This is a genomic window from Kitasatospora sp. NPDC056184, from assembly GCF_042268405.1.
Classification (GTDB): domain Bacteria; phylum Actinomycetota; class Actinomycetes; order Streptomycetales; family Streptomycetaceae; genus Kitasatospora.
On record NZ_JBHJUI010000002.1, the window covers coordinates 628,363 to 654,989 of the forward strand.

The 26,627-nt window shown below is 74.9% G+C and carries 21 protein-coding genes; 12 read left to right on the forward strand and 9 right to left on the reverse strand.

What is annotated here, in order from left to right:
* Window positions 1-16 precede the first annotated feature (16 nt).
* From ACFC0B_RS07615 to ACFC0B_RS07630, 4 genes are all read left to right on the forward strand, one after another.
* The gene (locus tag ACFC0B_RS07615) at window positions 17-1,393 is read left to right on the forward strand and encodes an MFS transporter (protein ID WP_376083548.1); all 1,377 of its coding nucleotides are present in this window, start codon (window positions 17-19) and stop codon (window positions 1,391-1,393) included.
* Window positions 1,394-1,402: 9 nt separating this feature from the next.
* Window positions 1,403-2,848 carry a sulfatase-like hydrolase/transferase gene (locus ACFC0B_RS07620; RefSeq protein WP_376083549.1) on the forward strand — a complete coding sequence of 482 codons (1,446 nt, stop codon included), beginning with the start codon at window positions 1,403-1,405 and terminating at the stop codon, window positions 2,846-2,848.
* Between the two features lie 89 nt (window positions 2,849-2,937).
* The gene (locus ACFC0B_RS07625; RefSeq protein WP_376083551.1) at window positions 2,938-3,315 is read left to right on the forward strand and encodes a YidH family protein; all 378 of its coding nucleotides are present in this window, start codon (window positions 2,938-2,940) and stop codon (window positions 3,313-3,315) included.
* Complete coding sequence (locus tag ACFC0B_RS07630) at window positions 3,312-3,605, forward strand: DUF202 domain-containing protein (RefSeq protein WP_376083553.1); 294 nt, start codon at window positions 3,312-3,314, stop codon at window positions 3,603-3,605. The genes ACFC0B_RS07625 and ACFC0B_RS07630 overlap by 4 nt, the downstream gene beginning before the upstream one ends.
* Window positions 3,606-3,616: 11 nt before the next feature.
* Here ACFC0B_RS07630 and pflA read toward each other — a convergent pair whose 3' ends face one another.
* From pflA to ACFC0B_RS07650, 4 genes are all read right to left on the reverse strand, one after another.
* Entirely contained in the window at window positions 3,617-4,378 is a 762-nt protein-coding gene (pflA, locus tag ACFC0B_RS07635) for a pyruvate formate-lyase-activating protein (protein ID WP_376083555.1), read from the reverse strand.
* A gap of 86 nt (window positions 4,379-4,464) precedes the next feature.
* Window positions 4,465-6,765, reverse strand: coding sequence for a formate C-acetyltransferase (pflB, locus tag ACFC0B_RS07640; protein ID WP_376083557.1), 2,301 nt, complete (start codon window positions 6,763-6,765; stop codon window positions 4,465-4,467).
* A 32-nt stretch (window positions 6,766-6,797) separates the two neighbouring features.
* Entirely contained in the window at window positions 6,798-9,446 is a 2,649-nt protein-coding gene (gene adhE / locus ACFC0B_RS07645; protein ID WP_376083558.1) for a bifunctional acetaldehyde-CoA/alcohol dehydrogenase, read from the reverse strand.
* Between the two features lie 158 nt (window positions 9,447-9,604).
* Entirely contained in the window at window positions 9,605-10,522 is a 918-nt protein-coding gene (locus tag ACFC0B_RS07650; protein ID WP_376083559.1) for a universal stress protein, read from the reverse strand.
* Window positions 10,523-10,880: 358 nt separating this feature from the next.
* On the opposite strand from ACFC0B_RS07650, the gene ACFC0B_RS07655 reads away from it, so the two are divergent.
* The 5 genes from ACFC0B_RS07655 to ACFC0B_RS07675 all read left to right on the forward strand — a co-directional run bounded on the left by ACFC0B_RS07655 (window position 10,881) and on the right by ACFC0B_RS07675 (window position 17,593).
* Complete coding sequence (locus ACFC0B_RS07655) at window positions 10,881-11,645, forward strand: HPF/RaiA family ribosome-associated protein (protein ID WP_376083561.1); 765 nt, start codon at window positions 10,881-10,883, stop codon at window positions 11,643-11,645.
* A gap of 217 nt (window positions 11,646-11,862) precedes the next feature.
* Entirely contained in the window at window positions 11,863-13,119 is a 1,257-nt protein-coding gene (locus ACFC0B_RS07660; protein WP_376083563.1) for an MFS transporter, read from the forward strand.
* A 50-nt stretch (window positions 13,120-13,169) separates the two neighbouring features.
* Window positions 13,170-14,636, forward strand: a complete 1,467-nt coding sequence (locus ACFC0B_RS07665) for a hypothetical protein (protein ID WP_376083565.1) — start codon at window positions 13,170-13,172, stop codon at window positions 14,634-14,636.
* A gap of 162 nt (window positions 14,637-14,798) precedes the next feature.
* Entirely contained in the window at window positions 14,799-16,790 is a 1,992-nt protein-coding gene (locus tag ACFC0B_RS07670; protein ID WP_376083567.1) for an NHL repeat-containing protein, read from the forward strand.
* Between the two features lie 128 nt (window positions 16,791-16,918).
* Entirely contained in the window at window positions 16,919-17,593 is a 675-nt protein-coding gene (locus ACFC0B_RS07675) for a helix-turn-helix domain-containing protein (RefSeq protein WP_376083604.1), read from the forward strand.
* A 211-nt stretch (window positions 17,594-17,804) separates the two neighbouring features.
* Here the strand turns inward: ACFC0B_RS07675 and ACFC0B_RS07680 are convergent, their stop codons facing one another.
* Entirely contained in the window at window positions 17,805-18,197 is a 393-nt protein-coding gene (locus ACFC0B_RS07680; protein ID WP_376083568.1) for a hypothetical protein, read from the reverse strand.
* 31 nt (window positions 18,198-18,228) lie between these two features.
* A complete protein-coding gene (locus tag ACFC0B_RS07685) occupies window positions 18,229-19,290 on the reverse strand; it encodes an FHA domain-containing protein (RefSeq protein WP_376083570.1) in 1,062 nt (353 codons plus the stop codon).
* A gap of 213 nt (window positions 19,291-19,503) precedes the next feature.
* Between ACFC0B_RS07685 and ACFC0B_RS07690 the strand changes: the two genes are divergently transcribed.
* Entirely contained in the window at window positions 19,504-20,241 is a 738-nt protein-coding gene (locus tag ACFC0B_RS07690) for a class I SAM-dependent methyltransferase (RefSeq protein ID WP_376083571.1), read from the forward strand.
* Window positions 20,242-20,402: 161 nt separating this feature from the next.
* Window positions 20,403-21,104: a DUF3152 domain-containing protein gene (locus ACFC0B_RS07695; protein WP_376083573.1), complete on the forward strand. Its 702-nt coding sequence runs from the start codon at window positions 20,403-20,405 to the stop codon at window positions 21,102-21,104.
* Between the two features lie 153 nt (window positions 21,105-21,257).
* On the opposite strand, the gene pntB is transcribed toward ACFC0B_RS07695, so the two are convergent.
* From pntB to ACFC0B_RS07710, 3 genes are all read right to left on the reverse strand, one after another.
* Entirely contained in the window at window positions 21,258-22,715 is a 1,458-nt protein-coding gene (pntB, locus tag ACFC0B_RS07700) for a Re/Si-specific NAD(P)(+) transhydrogenase subunit beta (RefSeq protein WP_376083575.1), read from the reverse strand.
* A 6-nt stretch (window positions 22,716-22,721) separates the two neighbouring features.
* Complete coding sequence (locus ACFC0B_RS07705) at window positions 22,722-24,299, reverse strand: Re/Si-specific NAD(P)(+) transhydrogenase subunit alpha (protein WP_376083577.1); 1,578 nt, start codon at window positions 24,297-24,299, stop codon at window positions 22,722-22,724.
* 161 nt (window positions 24,300-24,460) lie between these two features.
* Window positions 24,461-25,096, reverse strand: a complete 636-nt coding sequence (locus ACFC0B_RS07710; RefSeq protein WP_376083579.1) for a TetR family transcriptional regulator — start codon at window positions 25,094-25,096, stop codon at window positions 24,461-24,463.
* Window positions 25,097-25,193: 97 nt separating this feature from the next.
* Here ACFC0B_RS07710 and ACFC0B_RS07715 point away from each other — a divergent pair.
* Window positions 25,194-26,627, forward strand: a 1,434-nt coding sequence (locus ACFC0B_RS07715; protein WP_376083581.1) for an FAD-dependent monooxygenase, incomplete at its 3' end; no start/stop codon positions are given.

A 26,627-nucleotide genomic window follows, 5' to 3' on the forward strand; every position in this document is an offset into this window, starting at 1 on the left:
ACGAAGGGAGTCCACGATGCCCACCGATGCACCGCCGCCGCCCACCGCGGCGACCACCCCGCCCTCCGCTTCCGCGGGAAAGGGCGCACCGGGCCGCTGGCGCCAACTGGGCCTGCTCAGCGCCGCCATGGCCACCGACAACGGCGAGCAGGGCGCCGTCTCGGTGCTGTTCCCCGCGATGCGTTCCGCCCTGAACCTGCCGCTGTCGGCCCTCAGTCTCCTCGTTGCTCTGGGCAAGATCATCGGGGTGGTCTTCGGGCCGTTCTGGGTGAGCCTCGCGCAGCGCTTCCCGCGCAAGTACATCCTCGCCGTCAGCTCCGGCCTGTGGGGCGGGTGGACCATAGCCACCGGATTCGCCCAGAACTACCTGCAGCTCGTGGTGCTCTTCGGGATCGCCGCCGCCGGCGTCGCCGGCAGCGGCCCCCTGATCAACGGCATCCTCGCCGACCTCTTCGACGACCGGTCCCGCGGCCGGGCCGCCGGCGTCCTCTTCGGATCCGTCGCCCTGGTCACCGCCCTCCTGGGCCCGCTGCTCGGGCAGCTGTCCCGGGTCGACGGCGGATGGCGCTACGGGTTCTTCGTCGTCGGCGCCCTGCAGGTGCTGGCGGGCTTCGCCGTCCTGCTGTTCTTCCAGGACCCCGGCGTCGGCGGGGCCGAGCCCCAGCTCGCCGCGCTGAAGGCCGGATCCGGCACGCCGCGCGGCCGCGCCTTCGACCGGGCGAACCTGCGCCGGCTGGCCGGCATCCGCAGCTTCCCGCTGATGTGCCTGCAACGCGTGCTCAGCGCCCAGTTCGTGATGGTCGCCTTCGGCGTGGTGTTCCTGGTCGACGTCCGCGGGTTCAGCAACGCCCAGGCCTCGCTGGTGATCTTCCCCTCCGCGCTGTCGTACCTGATCGGCACCCTCGGCGGCGGGCTGGCCGCGGACCGCGTGCAGCGCCGCTTCCCCGGCTCGGGCCGGATCGCCGTCCTGCAGATCGCGCTCCTCGGGTACGGGGTGGTCGCCTTCGTCGCCACCCAGATCGCCTGGACCCACCTCGGGATCTACGCCGTCCTCCTCTCGGTGCTGGGCCTCCTCCAGGGCCTCCAGCCGTCGGTCAACCGGCCGGTCGTCATGGCCATCACGCCGCCGGAGCTGCGCGGTGCGGCCTTCGCCGTCTTCCTCGGCCTGGAGGGGATCGGCTGGGCCGTGATCACCCTGCTGGTCGGCTTCCTCGGGGACGCCATCGGGCTGCAGGGCACCTTCCTGTGGATGGTGGTCGTGGTCGTCCTCGCGAACGGACTCCTCACCACGCCGCTGTACCGGACCTACGCCCGGGACGTCGCCGCCGTCCAGGCCGGCCTGGACCGTCGCGCCGCCGAGGGCCGACCGCTTCCGAACGCAACGCAGAACTAGGAAACGCACATGACCCACCGTCCCAACTTCGTCATCCTCATGCCCGACCAGCTGCGGGCCGACGCCGTCGGAGCCTTCGGCAACCCGCACGTGCGCACGCCGCACCTGGACGCCCTCGCGGCCCGGGGCACCACCTTCAACCAGGCGTACGTCCAGCACCCCGTCTGCTCCCCGAGCCGGGCGTCCATCCTCACCGGCTGGTACCCGCACACGGCCGGGCACCGGACCCTGACCCACCTGCTCAAGGAGCACGAGCCGAACCTGCTCCGCATACTCAAGGACGCCGGCTACCACGTCGCCTGGGCGGGCGCCCGCGGCGACACCTTCGCCCCGGGCGTCACCGAGGCGAGCGTCCACGAGTACGGCTTCTCGACCATGCCCACGATCGGCTACGGAGGGGAGTACCCCGACGGCGTCTGGTCCCGCCTGTTCTACCGGGGGCCGGTCCCCGACGACGGGCGGATCGACCCCGACGAGGCCGCGGTCCGCTCCGCCGAGCGCTGGCTGGCGAACCCGCCCGAGCAGCCCTGGGTGCTGTTCGTCCCGCTGGTGGCGCCGCACTGCCCGTTCCAGGTCGAGGAGCCCTGGTTCTCCCAGGTCGACCGGGACGCCGTCCCCGACCCCGCCGCCCCGGGCGACCCGTCGGGCGAGCCGCGGTACATGGCGGCCGTCCGCGAACGCTACGGCCTCGGCGAGGTCACCCCGGAGCAGTGGCGCGAGGTGATCGCCACCTACTACGGGATGATCGCCCGCCTCGACGACCAGCTCGGGAGGGTGATGGGCGCGGTCGAGGACGCCGGCGCGGCGGACGACACCGTGACCCTGTTCTTCGCCGACCACGGCGAATACCTCGGCGACTACGGGCTGATCGAGAAGTGGCCGTCGGCGATGCACGACTGCATCACCCGCGACCCCCTGATCATCAGCGGCCCCGGCTTCGGCGGGGGACGGGCCAGCGACGCCATGGTCGAGATGATCGACGTCCTGCCCACCGTGCTGGAGCTGGCCGGCGTCGAGGCGCCGCACCGCCACTTCGGCCGCAGCCTGGTGCCGCTGCTGCGCGACCCGGCCGCCCCGCACCGCGAGTACGCCTTCACCGAGGGCGGCTTCACGGTCGAGGAGGAGCCGCAGATGGAACGCCCGGGCTTCCCGTACGACCGCAAGGGCGCCCTCCAGCACGAGGACCCCGCCCTGGTGGGCAAGGCCGTCGCCGTCCGGGACCGGGAGTGGACGTACGTCTGGCGGCTCTACGAGTCGCCGGAGCTGTACCACCGGGCGGGCGACCCGCGGGAGCGGGTCAACCTGGCGGGCCGGGCGGAGCACGCCGGGGTCGAGCAGCGCATGCGGGAGGCCCTGCTGCGGTGGCTGGTCGAGACCGCCGACGTCATCCCGGCCGAGGCGGACCCCCGGCTCCCGCAGGTCGCGCTCCCCGGGCCCGGGGCCGACGCGCGGTAGCCGGCAGGCCCTTCGCCGGTCCCGGCGCGGAGCGATCGGCTCCCGATCGCTCCGCGCACCCCTCCGCCCGCCCCCGCAGGGAGCCCGCCATGCCCATCGTGTCCCGCACCGACCGCACCCCGCCGTGGTACGAGGAGGGCGAGGAGCCGGACTACCGCTTCTCGCTGGCCAACGAACGGACGTTCCTCGCCTGGTTCAGGACCGGACTCGCCCTGATCGCGGCCGCCCTCGCGGTGGCCCAGTTCGTCCCCCCGCACGCGCGGGGAACGGCGGGCACGGTGCTCGGGGCCGTCCTGGCGGTGGTGGGCTCCCTGCTGTGCGGCACGGCCTACTTCCGCTGGCGCGCCGTCCAGCGGGCCATGCGCCACCGGCGGCCGCTGCCGGTGCCCCGGCTGCTGCCGGTGCTGGCCGCGGGCGCGGCGGTGGCCGGCCTCGGCCTGCTCCCGCTGATCACGAGGACACCGTGAAGCCGCGGCAGGAGGCCGGGCGGGCGGCGGACCCCGGCCTGCAGCCCGAACGCACCGCGCTCGCCCGCCGCCGTACCGCCCTCTCGGCGCTGGTCACGGCCGTCCTCGCGCTGCGCTGCGCACTCACCCACCGGAGCCCGGCCGACACGGCCGCGGGGCTCCTGCTCGTCGCGGTGGCCGCGCTGTGCGTCGCCCCGGGGCTCGGCACCCGCGCCGGGCGGGCGGCGACGGCCGTCTGCGCGGGCGCCGCCGGCCTCCTGATCGCCGTGCAGGGCGCGGTGCGGGCCTGACCGCCGGCCGGTCAGACCGCGTGCAGGCCGTGCGCGGTGAACACCGCGCGGGCCGCGGCGGTCTGCTCGGCGGTCGGGGCCGGGGTGTCGGCGAGCGGGAAGTCGAGGCCGAGGGCGCGCCACTTGGCGGCGCCGAGCTTGTGGAAGGGCAGCACGTCGACCCGGCTGACGTTGCCGAGCGAGGCGGCGAAGGAGGCGACCCCCTCGACGTTCTCGGCGGGGTCGGTGAGGCCGGGGACGAGCACGAAGCGCACCCAGACCTCGGTGCCGAGCCCGGCCAGGCGGCGGGCGAAGTCCAGGGTGGGGGAGAGCCGGCGGCCGGTCACCTGGCGGTAGAGGGCGCGGTCCCAGGACTTGATGTCCAGCAGGACCAGGTCGGTGTCGGCGAGCAGGGCGTCGTCGGCGCGGGCGCCGAGGTAGCCGGAGGTGTCCAGGGCGGTGTGCAGGCCGAGTTCGTGCTTGAAGCGGTGCAGGAGTTCGCCGGTGAGCGCGGGCTGGAGGAGCGGCTCGCCGCCGCTGACGGTCGCGCCGCCGCCGGAGACGCCGATGAAGGCGGCGTACTTGGCGGCCTCCCGCACGATCTCGTCGGCGGTGACCGGGCGGCCGTCGCTCAGGTAGCGGGTGTCGGGGTTGTGGCAGTACTGGCAGCGCAGCGGGCAGCCGGCCAGGAAGGCCACGAAGCGGGTGCCCGGGCCGTCGACGCCGGTGGACAGGTCCCAGGAGTGCAGCATGCCGGTCGCGGGGGCGGCGGGGGCGGGGGCGCCGTCGGTCATCGCGGTTCTTCCTCTCCAGCGGTACGGGGCGCCGCCGGTGCCCGGGGTTCCGGGGCACCGGCGGCGCGGGGGCGGGTGGCGGCGGGCTACAGCGCGTCGTGGAAGGTGCGGTTGATCACGTCGAGCTGCTGCTCGCGGGTGAGCCGGACGAAGTTGACCGCGTAGCCGCTGACCCGGATGGTCAGCTGCGGGTAGTTCTCCGGGTGGGCCATGGCGTCCACCAGGGTGTCCCGGTTCAGGACGTTGACGTTCATGTGGAAGCCGCCGACGGCGGTGTAGCCGTCCAGCACCCCGACCAGGTTGGCGACCCGCTCCTCCGGCGTGCGGCCGAGCGCGTCCGGGGCGACGGTGTGGGTGAGCGAGATGCCGTCCTCGGCCTCCGCGTAGGGGAGCTTGGCGACCGACAGGGCGCTGGCGACGTAGCCGTGGCGGTCGCGGCCGTTCATCGGGTTGGCGCCGGGCGAGAACGGCTCGCCCGCCCGGCGGCCGTCCGGGGTGTTGCCGGTCTTCTTGCCGTACACCACGTTGGAGGTGATGGTGAGGACGGACTGGGTGTGCTCGGCGCCCCGGTAGGTGGGGTGCTTGCGCACCTTGCGCATGAACTCCTCGACCAAGTGGACGGCGATGGCGTCCGCGCGGTCGTCGTTGTTGCCGTACGCCGGGTACTCGCCCTCGATCCGGTAGTCGGTGACCAGCCCCGTGCCGTCCCGCACCGGGGTCACCTTCGCGTACTTGATCGCGGACAGCGAGTCCGCCGCCACCGCGAGGCCGGCGATGCCGCAGGCCATGGTGCGGCGCACGTCCCGGTCGTGCAGCGCCATCTCCAGGCGCTCGTAGGCGTACTTGTCGTGCATGTAGTGGATGACGTTGAGCGCGTGCACGTACGTCCCGGCGAGCCACTCCATCTGCTCGTCGAAGCGCGCCATCACCTCGTCGTGGTCGAGCACCTCCGAGGTGATCGCCGCGGTGGCGGGGCCGACCTGCTCGCCCGACTTCTCGTCCCGGCCGCCGTTGACGGCGTAGAGCAGCGTCTTGGCGAGGTTGACCCGGGCGCCGAAGAACTGCATCTGCTTGCCGACCGCCATCGCCGAGACGCAGCAGGCGATCGCGGTGTCGTCGCCGAAGCGCGGGCGCATCAGCTCGTCCGACTCGTACTGCACCGAGGAGGTGTCGATCGACACCCGGGCGCAGAACTCCTTGAAGCCCTGCGGCAGCCGGGGCGACCAGAGGACGGTCAGGTTGGGCTCGGGCGCCGGGCCGAGGTTGTACAGGGTCTGCAGGTACCGGAAGGAGGTCCGGGTGACCAGGGTGCGGCCGTCCGCGCCCATGCCGCCGATCGACTCGGTGACCCAGGTCGGGTCGCCGGAGAACAGCTCGTCGTACTCCGGGGTGCGCAGGAAGCGGACGATCCGCAGCTTGATGACGAAGTCGTCGATCAGCTCCTGGGCCTGCTCCTCGGTCAGCAGCCCGGCGGCGAGGTCGCGCCGCAGGTAGACGTCGAGGAAGGTCGAGGTGCGGCCGAGCGACATGGCCGCGCCGTTCTGCTCCTTCACCGCCGCCAGGTAGGCGAAGTACAGCCACTGGACGGCCTCCCGGCCGGTCGTGGCCGGCCCGGAGACGTCGTACCCGTAGGCCGAGGCCATCTCCTTGAGCTCGCCCAGCGCGCGGATCTGCTCGGCGAGCTCCTCGCGCAGGCGGATCGTGTCCTCCAGCCGCGCCGGGTCGGTGGGGGCGGCGTCCAGCTCCGCCTTCTCGGCGAGCTTCGCCGCCACCAGCCGGTCCACGCCGTAGAGGGCGACCCGGCGGTAGTCGCCGATGATCCGGCCGCGGCCGTAGGCGTCGGGCAGGCCGGTGACGACGCCGGCCTTGCGGGCGGCCCGGATCTCGGGGGTGTAGGCGTCGAACACCCCGGCGTTGTGGGTCTTGCGGTACTCGGTGAAGACCTTCTCCAGGCCCGGGTCGACCGGGTAGCCGTAGGTCTTCAGCGCGCCCGCGACCATCCGCCAGCCGCCGTTGGGCATGATCGCGCGCTTGAGCGGGGCGTCGGTCTGCAGGCCGACGATCAGCTCCCGCTCGCGGTCGATCCAGCCGGGGGCGTGCGCGGTGATGGTGGAGGGGACGTCGTACGCGACGTCGTGGACGCCCTTGGCGCGCTCCTCGGGGAAGCGCTCGGTGATCCGCCGCCAGACCGCGAGGGTCCGCTCGGTGGGACCGGCCAGGAAGCCGGCGTCGCCCTCGTACGGGGTGTAGTTGCGCTGGACGAAGTCGCGCACGTCGACCGCGTCCTGCCAGGGGCCGCCCGCGAAGCCGTCCCAGGCTCCGGCCGGGGCGGTGGCGGTCCGCGGCTGCGTCTGTGCCTGCGTCTGTGTCTGCTGCGAGGTGGTCATCTCGGGGTGTCCCTTCTCAGGCCCAGGGCTTCTCAGGCCTGGTCGCCGTAGTAGGCCTGGCGCATCAGCCGCTGCATGTCGGCGAGCAGCGGCATCCGGGGGTTGGCGGGGGCGCACTGGTCCTCGTAGGCGTTCATCGCCTGCTGCGGCAGCGCCGCCAGGAAGGCCTCCTCGTCGACCCCGGCGTCCTTGAAGGAGCGCGGGATGCCGACCCGGTCGCGCAGTTCCTCGACCGCCGCCGCGAGCGACTCGACGCCCTGCTCCGGGGTGGCGGCCGGCAGGCCGAGCGTCCGGGCGATCGCCTGGTAGCGCTCCGGGGCCACGTAGCTCTGGTACTTGGGCCAGCCGGTGACCTTCGCCGGGGCCGAGCCGTTCCAGCGGATCACGTGCGGCAGCAGCAGCGCGTTGGTCCGCCCGTGGGCGACGTGGAAGGTGGCGCCCAGGGTGTGCGCCATGGCGTGCACGGCGCCCAGGAAGGCCGAGCCGAAGGCCATGCCGGCGATCGTCCCCGCGTTGTGCATCCGCTCCCGGGCCTCCGGGTCGTCCGGCCCGGCGGTCACCGCCCGCTCCAGGTTCTCGAAGACCAGCCGGATGCCCTGCAGCGCCAGGCCGTCGGTGAAGTCGTTGGCGTAGACCGAGACGTAGGTCTCGATGCAGTGGGTGAGGGCGTCGAAGCCGGTGTCGGCGGTGACGTGCGCGGGCAGTCGGGTGGTGAGCGCCGGGTCGACGATCGCCACGCTCGGGGTGAGCGCGTAGTCGGCGAGCGGGTACTTCTGGCCGGTGGCGGTGTCGGTGATCACCGCGAACGGGGTGACCTCGCTGCCGGTGCCCGAGGTGGTCGGGATGCACACCAGCTTGGCCTTCTCACCCAGGTCGGGGAAGGTGAAGGCGCGCTTGCGGATGTCGAAGAACTTCTCCTTGAGGTCCGCGAACTCCACCTCCGGGTGCTCGTACATCAGCCACATCACCTTGGCCGCGTCCATCGGCGAGCCGCCGCCGAGCGCGATGACGGTGTCCGGCTCGAACTCCCGCATCAGCTCCGCGCCCCGGCGCACCGTGTCGATGCTCGGGTTGGGCTCGACGTAGTCGACGACCCGGACCTCGACCGGCTCCCGGCGCCGGTCCAGCACGCCCCGGATCCGCTCCAGGTGGCCGATCGCCACCATGGTGTGGTCGGTGACCACCACGACGCGGTGCGCGTTCGGCATGCTCGCCAGGTACTTGACGGAGTTGCGCTCGAAGAAGATCTTCGGCGGGACCTTGAACCACTGCATGTTGGTGTTGCGCCGCCCGATCCGCTTGATGTTCACCAGGTTCAGCGCCGACACGTTGCCCGCCACCGAGTTGTGCCCGTAGCTGCCGCAGCCCAGGGTCAGCGAGGGCGTGAAGGCGTTGTAGACGTCGCCGATGCCGCCCTGCGAGCTGGGCGCGTTCCAGATGATCCGGCAGGCCTTGACCGCGTGCCCGAACTCCTCGGTGAACGCCGCGTCCTCGGTGTGCACCGCCGCCGAGTGCCCGAGCCCGTCGAACTCCACCATCGTGGCGGCCAGTTCGACGCCCTCCCGGCGGGATCCCGCGGTCAGCACCGCGAGCACGGGGCAGAGCTTCTCCCGGGTGAGCGGCTCGGCCGGGCCGACCCGCTCGCAGTCGGCCAGGATCACCGAGGTGTCGGCCGGCACCTCGAAGCCGGCCGCCGCGGCGATCTCGGCGGCGGTGCGGCCCACCACCTCGGCGTTCAGCTTCGCACCCGCGCAGGAGACGCCGTCCCCCACACCGAACAGGTGCCGCTCCAGCAGCGCCTTCTCCTCGGCGCTCGCGTGGTGCGCCTTCAGCTTGCGGAACTCCGCGAGCGCGGCGTCGCGGATCTCCGCGTCCAGGATGACGGCCTGCTCGGAGGCGCAGATCATGCCGTTGTCGAAGGTCTTCGACAGCACGATGTCGTTCACCGCCCGGCGCAGGTCCGCGCTGCGCTCGACGTACGCCGGCACGTTGCCCGCGCCGACGCCCAGGGCCGGCTTGCCGCAGCTGTAGGCCGCCCGCACCATGCCGTTGCCGCCGGTGGCGAGGACGGTCGCCACGCCCGGGTGGCGCATCAGCGCCTCGGTGGCCGCCATCGACGGCTCCTCGATCCACTGCACGCAGTGCTCCGGCGCCCCGGCCGCCACCGCGGCGTCGCGCACGATCCGGGCCGCTTCGGCCGAGCAGCGCTGCGCGGCCGGGTGGAAGGCGAAGACGATCGGGTTGCGGGTCTTGAGCGCGAGGAGCGCCTTGAAGATCGTGGTGGAGGTGGGGTTGGTCACCGGCGTGATGCCCGCGACCACGCCGACCGGTTCGGCGATCTCCACGATGCCGTCGATCTCGTCCCGGCGCACCACCCCGACGGTCTTCGTCCGGGCCATCACATGGGTGACGTTCTCGCAGGCGAAGACGTTCTTGACGGCCTTGTCCTCGAACAGGCCCCGCCCGGTCTCCTCCACCGCCAGGACGGCGAGGCCGGTGTGCTGGGCCAGTGCGGCCAGCGAGGCCTTCCTGACGATGTGGTCGATCTGCTCCTGGGTGAAGGAGGCGTACGCCTCCAGGGCGGTGAGGGCGGCGGCGACCAGCCCGTCGACGCTGACGGGTGGGGTGGGGAGAACGCTCGTGGGCGACGGCTGCGCGTCGCGCTGCGGGCGGGTCGTCATGCTGGACTGCCTTTCCGGTCATCGTCCGACATCGGGCGCCGTGGGCGCCTTCGATTCCAGGTTCCTTGCTCGGGGGCCGGCGGGGATCCGCCCAACGGGACCCTGTCCGCGGTCCGAAGGTCCCTGCCGCGGCGGGTGGTTGGTCCCGTGCGGCCGGCTCAGTGGTGCGGTACGACCGCGACCGGGGCGTGCGCGTGGTGCAGCACCGACTGCACCACCGGTCCGAGGTGCGGTCCGGTCAGCGGGACCCTGGCGGTGCGCCGGCCGAGGACCACCAGCGAGGCGCCGCGGGAGGCCTCCACCAGCGCCCGGCTCGCGCTCCAGGGGCACACCTCGACCTCCACCCGGACCTGCGGGAACTTGTCCTGCCAGCGGGCCAGCGCGTCCTGCAGCCGCACCTGCTCGGCGGCGGCCAGCGACTCCCTGATCTCCGCCTGCTCGACCGGCGCCTGCGTGGTGTAGACGTCGTGCGAGGTGGGCCGGCTCTCCAGCGCCCGCAGCCGGGCACCGAGGTCGGCCGCCCGCTCGAAGGCGAACTCCAGCACGGCGTCGCACGGCCGGTCGCCCTCCACGCCCACCACGACGTCGCCCGGCGCGGCGTCGGCCGGTGCGCCATCGGCCGACGTGGCATCGGCCGACGTGGCAGCGGCCGGCGCGTCCGTCCGGCCGGACTCCGCGCGGACCAGGACGACGGGGGCGAGGGAGCGGGCGGCGGTCCGCAGCCCGACCGAGCCGACCAGCAGTCCGGTGAACCCGCCGAGCCCGCGCGAGCCCAGGACCAGCAGCTCCGCCCGCCCGCTCGCGGCGGCCAGGGTGTAGGCCGGGTGCCCGGGCTGGACCTCGCAGGTGACGTCCAGTCCGGGCCAGGCCGCGGCGATCCCGTCGCAGATCTCGGCCACCCGCCCGGGCAGCTCGGCGCCGCCGCCGAGCTCGCGCTCCAGGGCGTCGGCCTCCGTCCCCGCCACATGGATCATCCGCAGGGCGAGCCCGCGCCGGTGCGCCTCGCGCGCGGCCCACTCGGCCGCCGCCGCGCTCTGCACCGAACCGTCGATCCCCACCGTCACGTGCTGCGTCATCTCCGCGACCTCCCCGCTCCAAGGCGGCCCGCGTCACCGGTTGTGAGCGATCCCGTCCGGCCTCCAGCCTCCCGCTCCGGCGGCGGCCCGCCCCAGGGACCGAGCAGCCCCATCCGGCCGCCGAAGGTCCCAGGGCGGGTGCGTCCTTCGGGCCGCGCCGCGGGCGCCCGCCGAGGCGGCGAGCGGCCGGGACGGGCCACCCGGGACCCTCGGGCGGTCCGCACCGGGACCGGTGGCGGCCGGGAGAGGGTCCTCCGGCCCTGCCTCCCCGGCGCCCGCCCCGGGAGGATCGGTGCCGTGAACACGGCGACGCGGTCGGCGTGTTCACGTCCCGGCTCCTTCCGGAAAGGACGTTCCGATGACCCAGCTCCAGAGCCCGCCCACCGTCGGGATCACCGTGGCCACCCGCGGTCCGGTCTCGCTGGCCGCGCCCGACTACGCCCGGGCGAAGGTGGAGGCCGTGCTCCGCCGGATCCACGAGCCGGTCCTCGCGGTGCGGGTGAAGCTGACCCAGGAGCCGCACCACTCGGTGGTCCGCCCCTCCGTCGCCCAGGCCGTCGTGGACCTGAACGGCCGTCCGGTCCGGGCCCAGGTCGCGGCCGCCACCATGCAGGAGGCCGTCGACCGGCTCCAGGACCGCCTGGGCGCCAAGCTCGCCAAGGTGGGCCGCCGCCACCACACCGGCGCCTGGGTCGGCCGCGGCGGCGAGGAGCACAGCCCGCAGCACGTCGAGCGGGCGGCGGAGGAGCGGCGGATCGTCCGGCACAAGACCTACGGCCTGGCCCGGCAGAGCGCCTGGGCCGCCGTACTCGACCTGGAGGCGATGGACTACGCGTTCCACCTGTTCACCGACGCCGGGAGCGGGGCCGACAGCGTGGTCTACCACGACGCCCGCACCGGCAGCCACCGGCTCGCCTCGGCCGGCGCGGCCGCCGAGCCCGTCCCCGGACTGACGGTGAGCCCGGCCGCCGTACCGGAGCTGACGACGGACGGGGCGGCGGAGCGCCTCGACCTGTCGGGCCTGCCGTTCGTCTTCTTCACCGACGCGGCCACCGGACGCGGAAACGTCCTCTACCACCGCTACGACGGCCACTACGGGCTCATCACGCCCGCCCGCGACTGAGCGGTCCCGACGTTCCACGCGTCCACGGCCCGGCCCCGCGCACCCGCGGGGCCGGGCCGTGGACGCGCCGGGCCATAGCCGCTGCTTATGGCTCCATTGGCCATGATCCTCTACCGGCGCCCGCGGGGTGCGGCCTACGGTGGGGGCTGCCCCGGCGGCGACCCCGTCCCCGCCGGTCGGCAGCCCCACCGTCGCACCCGAAAGCAGAACCGCCCCCGTGACCAGCACCGGCCCGGCCGCCCCCGTCGGCATACCCACCCGCTCCGAGGCGCAGCGCCGCATCCTCACCGTGCTGGTCACCAGCCAGATCCTCAGCGGCGCCGGCCTGGCCGCCGGCATCACCGTCGGCGCCCTGCTCGCCCAGGACATGCTCGGCTCCACCGACCTCGCCGGGCTGCCCAGCGCGCTGTTCACCGCCGGATCGGCCCTCGCCGCCGTCGCGGTCGGCCGCGTCTCCCAGGCCAGGGGCCGCCGGCCGGGCCTGGCCGCGGGCTACCTGGCCGGCGCCGTCGGCAGCGCCGGCGTCATCGCCGCCGCCGCGCTCGACAGCCCCGTCCTGCTGTTCATCGCCCTGTTCGTCTACGGCGCCGGCACGGCCACCAACCTCCAGGCCCGCTACGCCGGCGCCGACCTCGCCGCACCCGCCCACCGCGCCCGCGCCGTCTCCACCGTGCTGGTCGCCACCACCCTCGGCGGCGTCGTCGGCCCCAACCTCGCCGCCCCCACCGGAACCCTCGCCGGCCACCTCGGCCTGCCCGCCCTCGCCGGACCGTTCCTCCTCGCCGGCGCCGCGTACGCCCTGGCCGCCGCCGTCCTCGCCGGCCGACTGCGCCCCGACCCGCTGCTGCTCGCCCGCGAGCTGCAGCGCGCGGAGGGCGCGGCAGCCCCCGGGGCGGCGGCCGCCGCCGGACCGGACCGGCTGCGCCGTCCGACGCTCCTGCTGGGCGCGGTGACGATGATCCTCACCCAGCTCGTGATGGTCGCGATCATGACGATGACGCCCGTCCACATGCACGACCACGGCCACGGGACCGCCGCCTCCGGCCTCGTCATCGCCATCCACGTCGGCGCCATGTACCTCCCCTCCCCGCTGACCGGCTGGCTCGTCGACCGGCACGGCCCGACCGCCGTCGCCGCCGCCTCCGGCCTCACCCTGCTGGCCGCCGGGCTCGTCGCCGCCGCGGCACCCGCCGACTCCGTCGGCCTCCTCGCGCTCGCGCTCGCCCTGCTCGGCCTCGGCTGGAACCTCGGCCTGGTCTCCGGCACCGCGATGATCACCGACGCCGCGCCGCTCGCCACCCGCGCCAGGACGCAGGGCACGGTCGACGTCGCCATCGCCGTCGCGGGCGCGACCGGCGGCCTGGCCTCCGGCCTGGTCGTCTCCGCCGGCGGCTACGCCGTCCTCTCGCTGGCCGGGGGCCTGCTCGCCCTCGCCGTCCTGCCCGCCGTCGCCGCCACCGCGAAGAGTCGCTGACGACGGGGCCTGTCGTCGAGGCTGTCGCAGGCCCGTGACAGAGTGGGGCGATGCTGCCTCCTGCCGGGGCCGTCGACGCGGTGGTGTCGGCGCCCGATTCCTTCGACGTCCCCGTCTTCGTGCGCCGCAGCGCGCCGTTGGATCCGGCCGAGCGCCCGAAGCCGGTCACGGTGGCGCAGGTGAAGGAGCCGTGGCCGTCGCCGGGAGCCGTTCCGCCGGACGGCGCCTACCTGGTGACCACGACCTGGCGCGACCTGCTGGACGCGGCGACGACCGTCGGCCGGGACATCGCGCCGTGGCTGGTGGCGGTGCCCCGCCTGGCGCGCCGGGAGATCATGGCGCGGCGCCACCCGCTGGGGGCCTATCTGGTCCGGCAGGCGGCGGCGAGCCACCCGACCCTCGGCACCGGCATGGAGGTCGTGCCCAGCGTGGTCTACACGCACGGCACCGAGGCCTCGATGCGGACGGCCTTCGGGTACCACGTCGGCATGACGATGGCGGAGTGGGCCTGCCGGAGCCTGATGGGACTCGGTCCCACGACGCACGCGGAGAGCGCCGTCCCGCCGGGGGCCGTGCAGAAGTGGAAGAAGACCAAGAGCCTGCCCGACCTGTTCGGTACGCACCCCTCGTCCGCCGAGCTGTGGCTGGTGGAGGCGAAGGGCGGCAGGTGGCTCCCCGACAGGAGCCGGCAGAGGGGCGCTCGCCAGCTGGACGTCGGCGCCCTGATGACCGAGCCCTACCGGAAGGTCCTCTGCGGCACGAGCCTGGAGAAGCGCCTCTTCATGATGATCGACGTCGAGGACGAGCCGTCCTCCCCCGACGGCCCGTCCGCCGGCGCGGCGTCGGAGGACCTCGGCGAGGACCTGGCGCAGGACGACGACGAGGCGCTCCTCGCCCTCGCCCAGGCGAGGATGCTGACCTACCTCGCCCTGGTGTCGATGCCCCGGAGCGGCCTGCGGGCGGTGGCGGTCGGACGTCCGCAGGCCGGCGCCGCGCGGCGGCGGAGCGGACTGGTCACCCTGCTGGAGGGCGACGAGGGGACGGCGGCCCTGCGGCGGGACCTGGGCGTCGGGGCCACGGTGGACGCGATCGGGCGGCGCCAGGGGGTGGACATGCTGGTGGGCCGGCTGCCCGGCACCGATCTGATGCTCGGCATGTCCCGCCGGCTCTTCGGCGCCTGCCGGGAACTCGCCGGGGAGGACCGGCGGCTGGCCGCCGCCGTCGACGACGTGCTGCCGACCGTTCGAGGGGTGTCCGGGTGGGGCACGGAGGCGGGCAGCGAGCGCCGGACCCGCGAACGGGCGGAGGCCCTCCAGGAGGGCCGGGACCGCGAACGGGGAATCCGCCGCGGCGCGGTCCGGCGCGGGTTCTCCCGGGGCCGCGCGGAGTCCTGGGCGCAGCTCGCGGACGTGTCCCCCCGGGTGGTGGTGCCCGCGGAGGAGGGTTTCCTGGAGGCGGCGACGCGCGACACCTATCTCGCGGTGGAGGAGCACGCGCTCGATCTTGACCCGATCTGACGGCGCCTCGGCCGTCCCGGGCAATTTCCGCCCGGTTCTGCGGCCGGTCGCGCGCGGGCGGGCCCGGGGATGTGGCAGGTAGGAGGGCGGCGGTCCCGCGCCCGTGCCCGTCGCGGGCGGGGTGGCCGACCGCCCCGCCCTGCGACCGAACGGAGCCCCGCCATGCGCCGACGCCGCGGCGTCCTGCTGACCGCCGCCCTCCTGGCCCAGCTCGCCGCCGGGCCGTCCCACGCGGTGACGTCCGTCCCGCCGGCGTGGGATCCGGTCGACCAGTGCGGGGTGGTGCGCAGCGGTGACACCCCGCTCGGGGGCGCCGAGGTGACGCTCTACCGGGCGGGGGACGGCCAGGGCGGCGCGCCGCAGGTGCTGGCCCGCGCCCGCAGCGGGGCGGACGGGCGGTTCAGCCTCGGCTACCGCCGTCCGGACGACCCGCGCGCCGTGCTCTACGTGCTCGCCGACCTGCCCCGGTCCGGGGAGCGGGGGGTCCAGGACGGGCCGGTGGTGCTCGCGGCGGTGCTCAGCGGGGCCGAAGCCCCGCCCGAACTCGTCGTCAACGAGCGCACCACCGTCGCCGTCGCCTACGCGCTGGCCCGCTTCACCGGCCCGGCCGGCATCTCCGGCACCGGGCCCGGGCTGCGCAACGCGGCCGCCGTCGCGCACAACCTCGCCGACACCGGCACGGGCGGCATCGCCGCGACGCTCGCCGCCCCGCCCAACGGTGACCGCACCTCCACCCTGGCCGCGTTCAACACCCTCGCCGACCTGCTCGCCGCCTGCGTCACCGGCGGCGCCTGCGACCAGCTGTTCGACCTGGCCCGCCGCCCCGGCCGGGAACGGCCCCGCGACACCCTGCGGGCCGCCGTGGACATCGCCCACGACCCCGGCCACAACGCCGCCGCCCTCTACGACCTGGCCGCCACCACCCCGAGCTACCTCCCCGCGCTGCCCGCCGCCCCGGAGGCCTGGACCGTCGCCCTGCGCTACGACGGCAACGGCCGGGAACTCGACGGCCCCGGCAACATCGCCTTCGACCGGGACGGCAACGCCTGGGTCACCAACAACTACGAGTACGGCGCCGACCCCGCCGTCCCGGTCTGCGGCGGCCGCGCGGTGCTCAGGTTCACCCCCACCGGCCGTGACGTCCCCGGTGGGCCCTTCCGGGGCGGCGGCCTCTACGGTGCCGGCTTCGGCGTCACCGTCGACGCGCGGGGCAGCGCCTGGGTCGCCAACTTCGGCTTCCAGGGCTCCGGCTGCCCGATCGACCCGACGCCGCTGGAGCGCAGCGTCTCGCAGTTCGCCCCGGACGGCGCCCCGCTGTCCCCGCCGGAGGGCTGGCGCCGGGGCGGCATCGCCCAGCCCCAGGGCATGGCCGCCGACCGGGCCGGGACCGTCTGGGTGGCCAACTGCGGCGGGGACAGCGTGACCAGGATCCCGGACGGCGACGCCACCCGCGCCCAGGAGGTCCCCACCCCCGGGCTGCAGAAGCCCTTCGGCGCCGCCGTGGATCCGGCCGGGCGGCTGTGGGCCACCGGCAACGGCAGCGACAGCGTCCAGGTCCTGGCCCCCGACGGCACCCCGGAGCGGACGGTCACCGGCGGCGGCCTGCGCCGTCCGCTCGCCGTCGCCACCGACAGCCGGGGCAACGCCTGGGTGAGCAACAGCGGCATCCTGCCGGTCCCGTGCGGGGACACCACGGCGCGGGAGCTGGCGGACGCCGCCGTCGGCGGCGACGACGGCCCGCGCCCGGGCGCCTCGGTCACCCTGATCGGGGCCGACGGCACCCCGGCCCCGGAACCCTTCGTCAACGGCGGCCTGTTCCTGCCCTGGGGCATCGCCGTCGACGGCGAGGACACGGTCTGGGTCGCGAACTTCGGCGGCCACCGCGTCGCCCGGCTGTGCGGGACCGACCTCACCGCCTGCCCGCCCGGCTTCCGCACCGGACAGCCGATCTCCCCGCCCGACACCGGCTATCCGAGCGACGGTCTGGAGCGGAACACCGGCCTGCAGATCGACCCCTCGGGCAACGTCTGGCTGGTCAACAACTGGCGCACCGTCCCGGTGCAGACCAACCCCGGCGGTCATGAGCTCGTGGTCCTGGTCGGCGCCGCCGCGCCCGTCCCGACCCCGGTGCTCGGCGGGCCCGGCAGGCCCTGAACGCCCGACCGCCCGAACAGCCCACGCCCCTCGCCGCCCGGGCCGGGGCCGGGGATCCTGCGAGGGGAGCGTTCGAAGGACGGGCGTGACGAGGAGACCGTGAGCCGAGGAGCCGAACCGTGAACCGCATGCCCGACCTCGACGCCGTCCGGCGGGCGGACCCCGCCGAGGCGGCCCGCCGGATCGCCGAGCGCCGTGACCGGCTCGGCCTGGACGACCACGACCTGGCCCACCGGGCCGGCATGGCGCCCGCCTACTTCCGCTACCTGCTGGCGGCGGGCCCCGCCTTCGACCCGGCCGGCTTCGTCCGGATCGCGGCCGCCCTCCGGATGACCTGGGCGGAGCTCCTGGACGACCGGACGGACGCCCCGCCGGGGCAGACCCTGCCCCCGGCGGAGGTGCCGAGGCCCCGGCTGGTGCCCCTCTCCGAGCCGGAGTGCTGGGTCCTGGTGGGCACCCACGGCGTCGGCCGGGTGGGCCTGCCGAGTGCCGCGGCGCCGGTCGTCCTCCCGGTGAACTACCTCGCCGACGGCCGGACGATCGTCTACCACACCTCGCCCCGGGGCGCGGCCGCGGCGGTGGACGGCTCCCCGGTCTCCTTCCAGGCCGACCACATCGACGACCGGCTGAGCGAGGGCTGGAGCGTGCTGATGCTCGGTACGGCGCACCACGTCGACGACCCGGAGGAGGAGCGGCGCCTCGCCCACCTGCCCGGCGCGACGCCCTGGGCGGGTGGCGACCGCCCGCTGTGGCTGCGGATCACCCCGGACGAGGTGACCGGCCGCCGCCTCGGCGACGGCTGAGGTGGGGTCCGTTCCGGCCCGGCGGGGCGGGCGCCGAGCCGGAAAGGGGCCTTCGGGAGCGGTCGGCTGTGCTGGTTCTCCGTTCCGACGGTCGTCACGCAGGGGCCGAGGACACCGGCGCCGAGCGCGTCGGCCCGCCGGTTCCCGGGTGGCGGCCGTGTGCCCGGCGCCGGCCGCCGCGCGGGTGGCGGCCGGCGCCTCGGGCTGCTCGTCAGACGCCCAGGGCCTGGAGGATCGGGCGGCCCAGGGTGCCGAGCCAGCCGGCCAGGGCGGAGATCGGTCCGATCAGGCCGGTGCCCGCGGCCACCAGGGCGCCGGCCGAGGTGAGCAGGTGGGTGACCCGGGTGAGCCGGCCCGCCACCGCTTCGCGGTCCGGCTCCGGGCGGGCGACCTCGGTGTCCAGTGCCTCGATCTCGGAGCGGACCTCGGGTGCCACCGCCGGGGGCAGCGGCGCCCGGTCCACGGCCGCGCGCAGCTCGCCGACCAGCTCCCGGACGTCGCGGCCGTCGGCCGTGAGGTGGCCGCTCTGGCCGCCGTGGACGGTCTGGTTCCCCGCGACGTTGTTGACGACGCCGCCCTGCTGGCTGCCGATGTTGAAGACCATGACGGTCCTTTCGCCAGGGGCCCGGGCCGCCTCAGCCGGACGGCGACGGGTCCGGGTTCAGCCGGCGCTCCTCCTCCCTCTCGTACCGGCGCTGCCGGATCACCGTCCGGATCAGCACCGCGCAGCCGAAGAGCACCCCGAGCACGCCGACCACCCCGAGCACGACGCTGGCGCTGTGCGCGATTCCCTGGATCCGGTTGCCGAGCACGTCCGGGTTCGAACCCTCCCACCCGAGGAACGCGCTGCCGAGCAGGGCGAGGGCCAGTCCCGCGACCAGCACGTGCCGGGCCCAGATCCTGGTGGTGGCGATCTTGCGGAAGAAGGTCTCGCGGCGGGCCAGTTGCAGGTGGTCGTCCTGCCAGATGTAGTTGACCTGGTCCCGGCCGATGTTGCTGAGGTTGCCCCTGGCCCGCTGCTGGTTGACGTCGAACCGCGGTGCGTCCGGCGGTGGGACGTCCAGCCGCGGCAGCGAGGCCTGCGGGGCCTGCGAGGCCTGTGGGGCCCGCGTGCGGTGCCGGGGAGGTGCGGAGTACGGCGGCGTGGACGGCTTCGGCGGGCCGGCGGGCCCGGGCGGGGGCTTCACCCTCGGGGGCTCCTCGGGCCGGGCCTGCTCCGGCGGGGCGGTCTTCCCCTGCGCCGTCGCGAGCTGTGGCTGAGGCTGTGGCCGCAGTGGCGGCGCGGCCCCGGAGACGAGCCGGGGAACCGGCCGTCCGTCGCCGGTGAGGAGGGCCGACACCTCGGGGACCTTCTCGGCGACCTTGGTCGCCGCGGCCGTCGGCTCCTCGTAGTGGACCTCCAGTGGGCCGAAGCTCAGGACGTCCCCGCTGCGCAGAATCTGCTGGCCGAGCACCCGGTGGCCGTTCAGCCGGGTGCCGTTGGTGGAACTCAGGTCCTCCACGGTGGTGTGCCCGCCGGCCCACCACACCACGGCGTGGCGCCGGCTGAGCAGCGGGTCGATCAGCTGGAGCCCGCAGGTGGAGTCCCGGCCGACCACCAAGGGGTCATGGTCGAGCACGTACGACCGACCGCGGATCCGGTCGGGATTGTCGACGATCAGGCGCGGTAAGACCTGATCCTGTGAGGGCGGGCTCATGGCGCGGCCTCCTGCCGGGTGTCACCGGTCGAACCGGTGGGCCGCAGGGGCGGTGAAACGCCTCCCGGCCCGCCGGCTCGAATGCGTTCACTTCCAGTAAAGGCCACTTCGGGCCCGCCGCACAGCCCCGCCGGGACATCCCCGGTCGGACGGCCCGGTGACGGGACGGAGCGATACGCTGTGAACACCCTGCGTGATGTTCGGGAGGTCCTCATGAGCGTGACGAACCGGTACCGGGACTCCTGGGAGGGCTTCTGGCGCGACGCGCCCGAGGACGAGGGGGCGGTGATCTGGGACGCGGAGCCGGCCCTCACCGCCGAACGCCACCTCGCGCTGTTCGAGCCGTACCTGGCCGACCCCGGGCTGCCGGTCGTCGACCTCGGCTGCGGCAACGGCACCCAGACCCGCTTCCTGGCCGGCCGCTTCCCCCGCGTCCTCGGCGCCGACCTGTCCGCCGCCGCCGTCGCACTGGCCCGGCGCTCGGACCCGGGGGAGCGCGCCGACTACCTCCAGCTGGACGCCACCGACCGGGCGGCCGTCCGGGCCCTGCACGAGCGCCTCGGCGACGCCAACGTCTATCTGCGCGGCGTGATCCACCAGAGCGAGCCGGCCGACCGCCGTCCGGTCGCCGAGGCCGTCGCCGCGCTGCTCGGCGCGCACGGCCGGGCCTTCCTCGTCGAGCTCTCCGAGGCGGCCAAGCGCGTCCTGGGCGACCTCGCCGGCGCTCCGGACGGCCCGCCCCCGAAGCTGCGCCCGGTGTTCTCCCACGGGCTGGCTCCCGCCGAGGTCGCCGACGAGGCCTTCGGCGAGCTCCTCCGGGCGGCCGGTCTCACCGTCCTCGCATCCGGTGAACTCCCGCTGTCCACCACGGAGTTCACCCCGGGCGGCGAGCGGATCGAGCTGCCGGCGCACTGGGCGGCGGTGGCCCCGGACGGCGCGCGGCCGTCCTGAGCCGCCCGCCGCCGGCGCCCCGTGCGCGTGGTCCGGTGAACCGGGCGGGGGTGTCGGCGCGTCCTTCCTGGCATGACCGTTCCGCTGCTCGTTCCCCCGTTCCGCGCCTCCGCGCCGCCCGCGGGCGCCGCGATACCCGGCGCCCGCGCCCGGTGGTGCGGGTGAGGGCGCCGGGCCTCGGCGCCCTCGGCGGGCGGGCGGGGTACGCGGCGGTCGCGCTGGCGGTGGCGGCCGCCGTGACGGCGGGGCTGCTGTGGTGGAAGCCGTGGGCCGAGGACGCGCCGAAGCCGTTGGCGTTCACCACGGCGACCGGCGGCTCCGCCCGGTTCGGGACCGGCGAGAAGCTCTACCACTACAAGGTGCGGGCCGAGAACGGGCTGAAGGTGAGCCCGGAGCAGTTCGCCGCCGAGGTGGACAAGGTCCTCGGGGACACCGGGCGCGGCTGGGCGGCGGGCGGCGGCTGGTCGTTCCAGCGGGTGGACGCCGACCCGGTGGACTTCACGGTCTACCTGGCCACCCCGAAGTCCACCGACCGGATCTGCGGCCAGTACGGGCTGGACACCGGCGGCTGGGTCAACTGCGCCGCGAACCGCCAGGTCGTCATCAACCTCAAGCGGTGGACCGAGCTGTCGGAGTTCTACGTCGGACAGCCGGAGGAGTACCACGCCCTCGCCGTCAACCACGAGGTCGGCCACATCCTCGGGCAGGGCCACGTCGAGTGCCCCGGCCCGGGGGCGCCCGCGCCGGTGATGATGCAGCAGATCAAGGGCCTGCACGGCTGCGTGCCGAACGGCCGGCCGTACGGCGCGGACGGCACCCTGCTCACCGGCCCGCTGCTCCCGCCGGCCACGACCGCGCCGTGAGCGTGCCGCGCGTGCGCCGTGAGCAGTGCGCCATGAGTAGTGCGCCATGAGTAGTGCGCCGTGACCGCGCCATGACCGCGCCGTGATCCTCCGGAGGTCCGCCGGGCCGATGCCCCGCCCGGCGGACCGTCCGTCCCGCGCCGGCGGCCGGCGCTACACCCCGGCCCGGTCGGCGGCCGGGGCCGTGCCCGCCGGGAGTTCCGCGTCCAGGGCGCGCAGGATGTCCTCGACGCTCTGCTTGGCGTCTCCGAACAGCATGGCGCTGTTCTCCCGGAAGAACAGCGGGTTCTGCACCCCCGCGTAGCCGGAGGCCATCGACCGCTTGAACACGATCACCTGCTCCGCCTCCCAGACCCGCAGCACCGGCATGCCCGCGATCGGGCTGGCGGGGTCGTCCATGGCCGCCGGGTTGACGGTGTCGTTGGCGCCGATCACCAGGACGACGCCGGTGGCGGCGAGGTCGTCGTTGATCTCGTCCATCTCCAGGACGATGTCGTAGGGCACCTTCGCCTCGGCCAGCAGCACGTTCATATGACCGGGCAGCCGCCCGGCGACCGGGTGGACGCCGAAGCGCACCTCCACCCCGCGCTCGCGCAGCCGCCGGGTGAGCTCCGCGACCGGGTGCTGCGCCTGCGCCACCGCCATGCCGTAACCCGGCGTGATGACGACCGACTTGGCCCGCGCCAGCTGCCGGGCCGCCTCCTCGGCGCGGACCTCCCGGTGCTCGCCCTGCTCCCCGCCGCCGCCCGACGGGGCCTCGATGCCGAAGCCGCCGGCGATGACGGACAGGAAGGAGCGGTTCATCGCCCGGCACATGATGTACGACAGATAGGCGCCCGAGGAGCCGACCAGCGCGCCGGTGACGATGAGCAGGTTGTTGTCCAGCAGGAACCCGGCGGCCGCCGCGGCCCAGCCGGAGTAGCTGTTGAGCATCGAGACGACCACGGGCATGTCGCCGCCGCCGATCGAGGCGACCAGGTGCCAGCCCAGCGCGAGGGCGAGCACCGTCACCGCGATCATCAGGCCGAGGCCGGGGCCGGCCGTGAACCAGGCCGTCAGCGCCACGAACGCGCCCAGCGCGCCGAGGTTCAGCGCGTTCTTGCCGGGCAGCGTCAACGGGCGCGAGGCGATCCGCGCGGACAGTTTGAGGAAGGCGACGATCGAGCCGGTGAAGGTGACCGCGCCGATGAAGATGCCGATGACCACCTCGGCGTGGTGGATGCGCAGCAGGTCCCCGGAGACGGCGGTCTGGGCCGCGCCGTGCGCCTCGACCTCCAGGTAGCTGCTCCAGCCGACCAGCACCGCGGCCAGGCCGACGAAGCTGTGCAGCACGGCGATCAGCTCCGGCATCCGGGTCATCTCGACCTGCCGCGCCCGGAGCAGGCCGATCGCGCCGCCCAGCGCCATCGCGACGACGATCAGGGCGACGGCGCCGGCCGTGATGCTCCGCGCCGCCACCACGACGGTGGCGACCAGGGCGAGGGCCATGCCGGCGATGCCGTAGACGACGCCGGCCCGGGAGGTGCGGTGCTGGGAGAGCCCGGCCAGGCTGAGGATGAACAGCAGCGCGGCGACCAGGTCCGCGGCGTGGGCGGCCGTTGTGGAGGTCATCGGGCCTCAGCGCCTTTCGGGGGAGGTCGAGAACATGCCGAGCATGCGGCGGGTGACGGCGAAGCCGCCGAAGATGTTGACGCTGGTCAGCAGGATCGCCACGAAGGACAGCACGGTGACGAGCGTGCTCTCGTGCCCGATCTGCAGCAGCGCGCCGATCACCACGATCCCGGAGATCGCGTTGGTGACCGACATCAGCGGGGTGTGCAGCGCGTGGTGCACCTTGCCGATCACGTAGTAGCCGATCACCACGGCGAGCGCGAACACCGTGAAGTTCTGGGCGAGTTGGGCAGGGGCGAAGCCGACCAGCAGGAACATCGCCAGCATCCCGGCGCCGATCAGGCCGAACCGGGCCGCCGGGGTGATCCCGGGCCGCTTCGGCTCGGCGGCCGCGCCGGCCGGTGCGGCGGGCGCCGCCGCGGGGGCGGGCGCGGCGGAGACGGCGACGGGCGGCGGCGGCCAGGTGACCTCGCCCGCGCGGGCCACCGTCACCGCCCGCTGCACCACGTCCTCGAAGTCCAGCACCAGCCGGCCGTCCTGGCCCGGCGTCAGCAGCTTCAGCAGGTTCACCAGGTTGGTGCCGAACAGCTGCGAGGCCTGGGCCGGCAGCCGCGAGGCGAGGTCGGTGTAGCCGATGAGGGTGACGCCGTTGTCGGTGACCACCGTCCGGCCGGCGACCGTGCCCTCGACGTTGCCGCCCTGCGCGGCGGCCATGTCGACGATGACGCTGCCCGGTTTCATCGCCGCCACGTCCGCCGCCGTGAGCAGCCGCGGGGCCGGCCGGCCGGGGATCAGCGCGGTGGTGACCACAATGTCCACGTCCTGCGCCTGCGCGTGGTACAGCGCGGCCGCCGCGCGGTCGTAGTCGGCCGAGGTCGCCTTGGCGTAGCCGTCGGTGCCCGCCTCCTGGGCGACGTCCACCGCCAGGTACTCGCCGCCCAGCGACCTGACCTGGTCGGCCACCTCGGGCCGCGGGTCGGTGGCGCGGACGACGGCCCCCAGGCTGGAGGCGGCGCCGATCGCGGCGAGCCCCGCCACGCCGGCCCCCGCCACCAGCACCTTCGCCGGGGGCACCTTGCCGGCGGCCGTCACCTGGCCGGTGAAGAACCGCCCGAACACGTGGGCCGCCTCGATCACCGCCCGGTACCCGGCGATGTTCGCCATGGAGCTGAGCACGTCCATCGACTGGGCGCGGGAGATCCGCGGCACCGCGTCCAGCGCGAGCGCGGTGACCGGGCGCTCCGCCAGCGCCGCCAGCAGCTCGGGCCGCTGCGCCGGGGCCAGCAGTCCGATCAGGGTCGCGCCGCCGCGGAGCCGGGCGAGCTCGGCGGGGGAGGGGGCGTTGACCTTGAGGACGACGTCGGCCGCCCAGGCGTCGCCGGTCTCCGCGCCGGCCTCGGCGTAGGCCTCGTCGGTGAAGCCGGAGGCCGTGCCCGCCCCGGAGTCGACCACGACCTGGTAGCCGAGGGCCAGGATGCCGCGGACCGTCGAGGGTGTCGCGGCGACCCGGGTCTCGCCGGCGGTCGACTCGGCGACCACACCGATGCGCTGCGGCGGGTGGTGCGTGGAGCCCTGTGCAGTCATCACTCGTGCCTCTCTGATCGGAGGAACCGTTGACGGCGGGATCCGCCATGTCCGAGGAGTCTCGCCCCTCGGAGGCAGGAACCTACCCGCCACGGCCCCGGGAGGCGACGGGGCGTGGCCGTGACGTCCTTCACCGGTTCGTGTCCGGCCGGGCCCGGGGCTCAGAATCCGCGGGCGGCGGCCCCGTCGCGCAGCAGGCCGAAGGCGGTGGCGGTCTCGGCGGCGGCGGTCCGGCCGACCTCCTCGGGGTCCTCCCCGGCGGCGAGCCGGGTCCAGACGGCGTGCGCGAGCACCTGGCGGACGGCCACGTACTGGGCGGCGACCAGGCGGGCGGCCGTGCCGCCGTCCGGGTCCAGGGCCTCGGTGAGCGCGCGGGCGTCGGTGGCGAGGTAGTCGACCAGGTGGGCGGAGAGGCTGGGGGTCTCGTAGACCAGCCGGAGGAAGGCGAGCGCCGCGGGATCGGTGGTCATCCCGGTACTGGGGTCGTGGGCCGCCAGCCCCTCCAGGCGGTGGCGTTCCAGCGCGTCCAGCGGGGTGGCCCCGGCGGGACGGTCGCGCACCACCCGTCCGGCCTCGCCGAGGTGGTCGGCGAAGCGGTGCAGCACCAGCTCCTCCTTGCTGGCGAAGTACCGGAACAGGGTGGGCTTGGAGACCTCGGCCGCGGCGGCGATCTCGGCCACCGAGACCTGCTCGAAGCCCCGGGCCAGGAAGAGGGCGATGGCGGTGTCGGCGATGGCCCGGCGGGTGCGCTGCTTCTTCAGGGTCCGCAGGCCCGCGTCCGGCTCGTTGGGGTTCATGGGGGAATCATAACCCGGGCACTTTCGTTACTCGGTTGTGTTTGTTACCGAGTTGCTGTTTCATGGAGCGCATCGACAACCGGAAGGGGCGAGACACATGACGACCGTGGTGATCGTGGGGGCGGGGCCGACCGGACTGACCCTGGCGTGCGGGCTGGCCCGGCAGGGCGTGGCGGTCCGGGTGATCGACCGGGCGCCGGATTTCCCCACCGGCTCGCGCGGCAAGACGCTCAACCCGCGCAGCCTGGAGATCCTCGCCGACCTCGGCCTGGGCGAGCGGCTGGCGACCGCCGGCCGCACCCACCTGCCGTTCCGCAAGTACTTCGACGGCGAGTTCGTCAACGAGACCGAGCCGTTCGCCGGCGCCGCACCGACCGCCACCGCCCCGTACGCGGCGAGCCTGTGGCTGCCGCAGGCCCGGGTGGAGCGGCTGCTGCGCGAGCGGCTGGCCGAGTTCGGGGTCCGGGTCGAACCCGCCACCGAACTGGTGGACCTGCGGCAGGACGGCGCCGGGGCGGAGGTCCGGCTCGCCGACGGCGGGCGGATCACCGCCGAGTACCTGGTCGCCTGCGACGGCGGGCGCTCCACGGTGCGCAAGCTGCTCGGCATCCCGTTCGTGGGCGACGGCGACCCGGAGCCGGTGATGGTCTGCGGCGACGTCGAGGTGGAGGGCCTGGACCCGGCGGCCTGGCACCAGTGGTTCGGGTCGCGGGGCGTGTTCATGCTCTGCCCGTTCCCCGGCACCCGCCGCTGGCAGCTCCAGGCGAGCCCGGAGACGGACGCCGACGGCCGGCCGGTCGCCCCGTCGCTGGAGAGCTTCCGGCGGCTGGCCGCCCTGCACACGGGGCGCACCGACCTCGGCCTGGGCAACGCGACCTGGCTGTCCACCTGGCGGGTCAACGTCCGGATGGCCGAGCGCTACCGCGAGGGGCGGGCCTTCCTGGCCGGCGACTGCGCGCACGTCCACCCGACGGCGGGCGGGCTCGGCATGAACACCGGGATCCAGGACGCCTGGAACCTCGCCTGGAAGCTCGGCTACGTGCTGCGCGGCCTCGCCGGACCGGCCCTGCTGGACACCTACCAGGAGGAGCGGCTGCCGATCGCCGCCTGGACCCTCGACGTCACCAGCGCCGGGATGGCCGCCGTCACCGAGGGCATCGCCACCCCCGGGATCGGCGTCGAGGTCGGCGGGGTGGGCGACCTCACCGGCCTCGCGATGACCTACCGGTGGAGCAGCCTGGCCGCCGGCGCCGACGTCGCCGCCGGCCCCGTCCGGGCGGGCGACCGGGCGCCCGACAGCCCCTGCCCCGCCCCCGACGGCGGCCCGGCCCGCCTCTTCGAGCACTTCGCCGGCGACCACTTCACCCTGCTCGGTCTCGGACCGGACGCCCGCCCCGCCCTCGCCGGCCTCCCCGCCCACGTCCACCCGGTCCCGCTCGCCGACCCCGACGGCACGATCCGCCGGGCGTACGGCATCACCGGCGACGCCCTGGTCCTCGTCCGACCGGACAACCACATCGCCCACCCCCCC

What these genes read in the sequence shown, in the direction of transcription:
- ACFC0B_RS07615 (WP_376083548.1), top strand. Translation starts at nt 17, where the DNA reads ATGCCCACCGATGCACCGCCGCCGCCCACCGCGGCGACCACCCCGCCC.
- ACFC0B_RS07620 (WP_376083549.1), top strand. Translation starts at nt 1,403, where the DNA reads ATGACCCACCGTCCCAACTTCGTCATCCTCATGCCCGACCAGCTGCGG.
- ACFC0B_RS07625 (WP_376083551.1), top strand. Translation starts at nt 2,938, where the DNA reads ATGCCCATCGTGTCCCGCACCGACCGCACCCCGCCGTGGTACGAGGAG.
- pflA (WP_376083555.1), bottom strand. Translation starts at nt 4,378, where the DNA reads ATGACCGACGGCGCCCCCGCCCCCGCCGCCCCCGCGACCGGCATGCTG.
- pflB (WP_376083557.1), bottom strand. Translation starts at nt 6,765, where the DNA reads ATGACCACCTCGCAGCAGACACAGACGCAGGCACAGACGCAGCCGCGG.
- adhE (WP_376083558.1), bottom strand. Translation starts at nt 9,446, where the DNA reads ATGACGACCCGCCCGCAGCGCGACGCGCAGCCGTCGCCCACGAGCGTT.
- ACFC0B_RS07650 (WP_376083559.1), bottom strand. Translation starts at nt 10,522, where the DNA reads ATGACGCAGCACGTGACGGTGGGGATCGACGGTTCGGTGCAGAGCGCG.
- ACFC0B_RS07655 (WP_376083561.1), top strand. Translation starts at nt 10,881, where the DNA reads ATGACCCAGCTCCAGAGCCCGCCCACCGTCGGGATCACCGTGGCCACC.
- ACFC0B_RS07665 (WP_376083565.1), top strand. Translation starts at nt 13,170, where the DNA reads ATGCTGCCTCCTGCCGGGGCCGTCGACGCGGTGGTGTCGGCGCCCGAT.
- ACFC0B_RS07670 (WP_376083567.1), top strand. Translation starts at nt 14,799, where the DNA reads ATGCGCCGACGCCGCGGCGTCCTGCTGACCGCCGCCCTCCTGGCCCAG.
- ACFC0B_RS07675 (WP_376083604.1), top strand. Translation starts at nt 16,919, where the DNA reads ATGCCCGACCTCGACGCCGTCCGGCGGGCGGACCCCGCCGAGGCGGCC.
- ACFC0B_RS07680 (WP_376083568.1), bottom strand. Translation starts at nt 18,197, where the DNA reads ATGGTCTTCAACATCGGCAGCCAGCAGGGCGGCGTCGTCAACAACGTC.
- ACFC0B_RS07685 (WP_376083570.1), bottom strand. Translation starts at nt 19,290, where the DNA reads ATGAGCCCGCCCTCACAGGATCAGGTCTTACCGCGCCTGATCGTCGAC.
- ACFC0B_RS07690 (WP_376083571.1), top strand. Translation starts at nt 19,504, where the DNA reads ATGAGCGTGACGAACCGGTACCGGGACTCCTGGGAGGGCTTCTGGCGC.
- pntB (WP_376083575.1), bottom strand. Translation starts at nt 22,715, where the DNA reads ATGACCTCCACAACGGCCGCCCACGCCGCGGACCTGGTCGCCGCGCTG.
- ACFC0B_RS07705 (WP_376083577.1), bottom strand. Translation starts at nt 24,299, where the DNA reads ATGACTGCACAGGGCTCCACGCACCACCCGCCGCAGCGCATCGGTGTG.
- ACFC0B_RS07710 (WP_376083579.1), bottom strand. Translation starts at nt 25,096, where the DNA reads ATGAACCCCAACGAGCCGGACGCGGGCCTGCGGACCCTGAAGAAGCAG.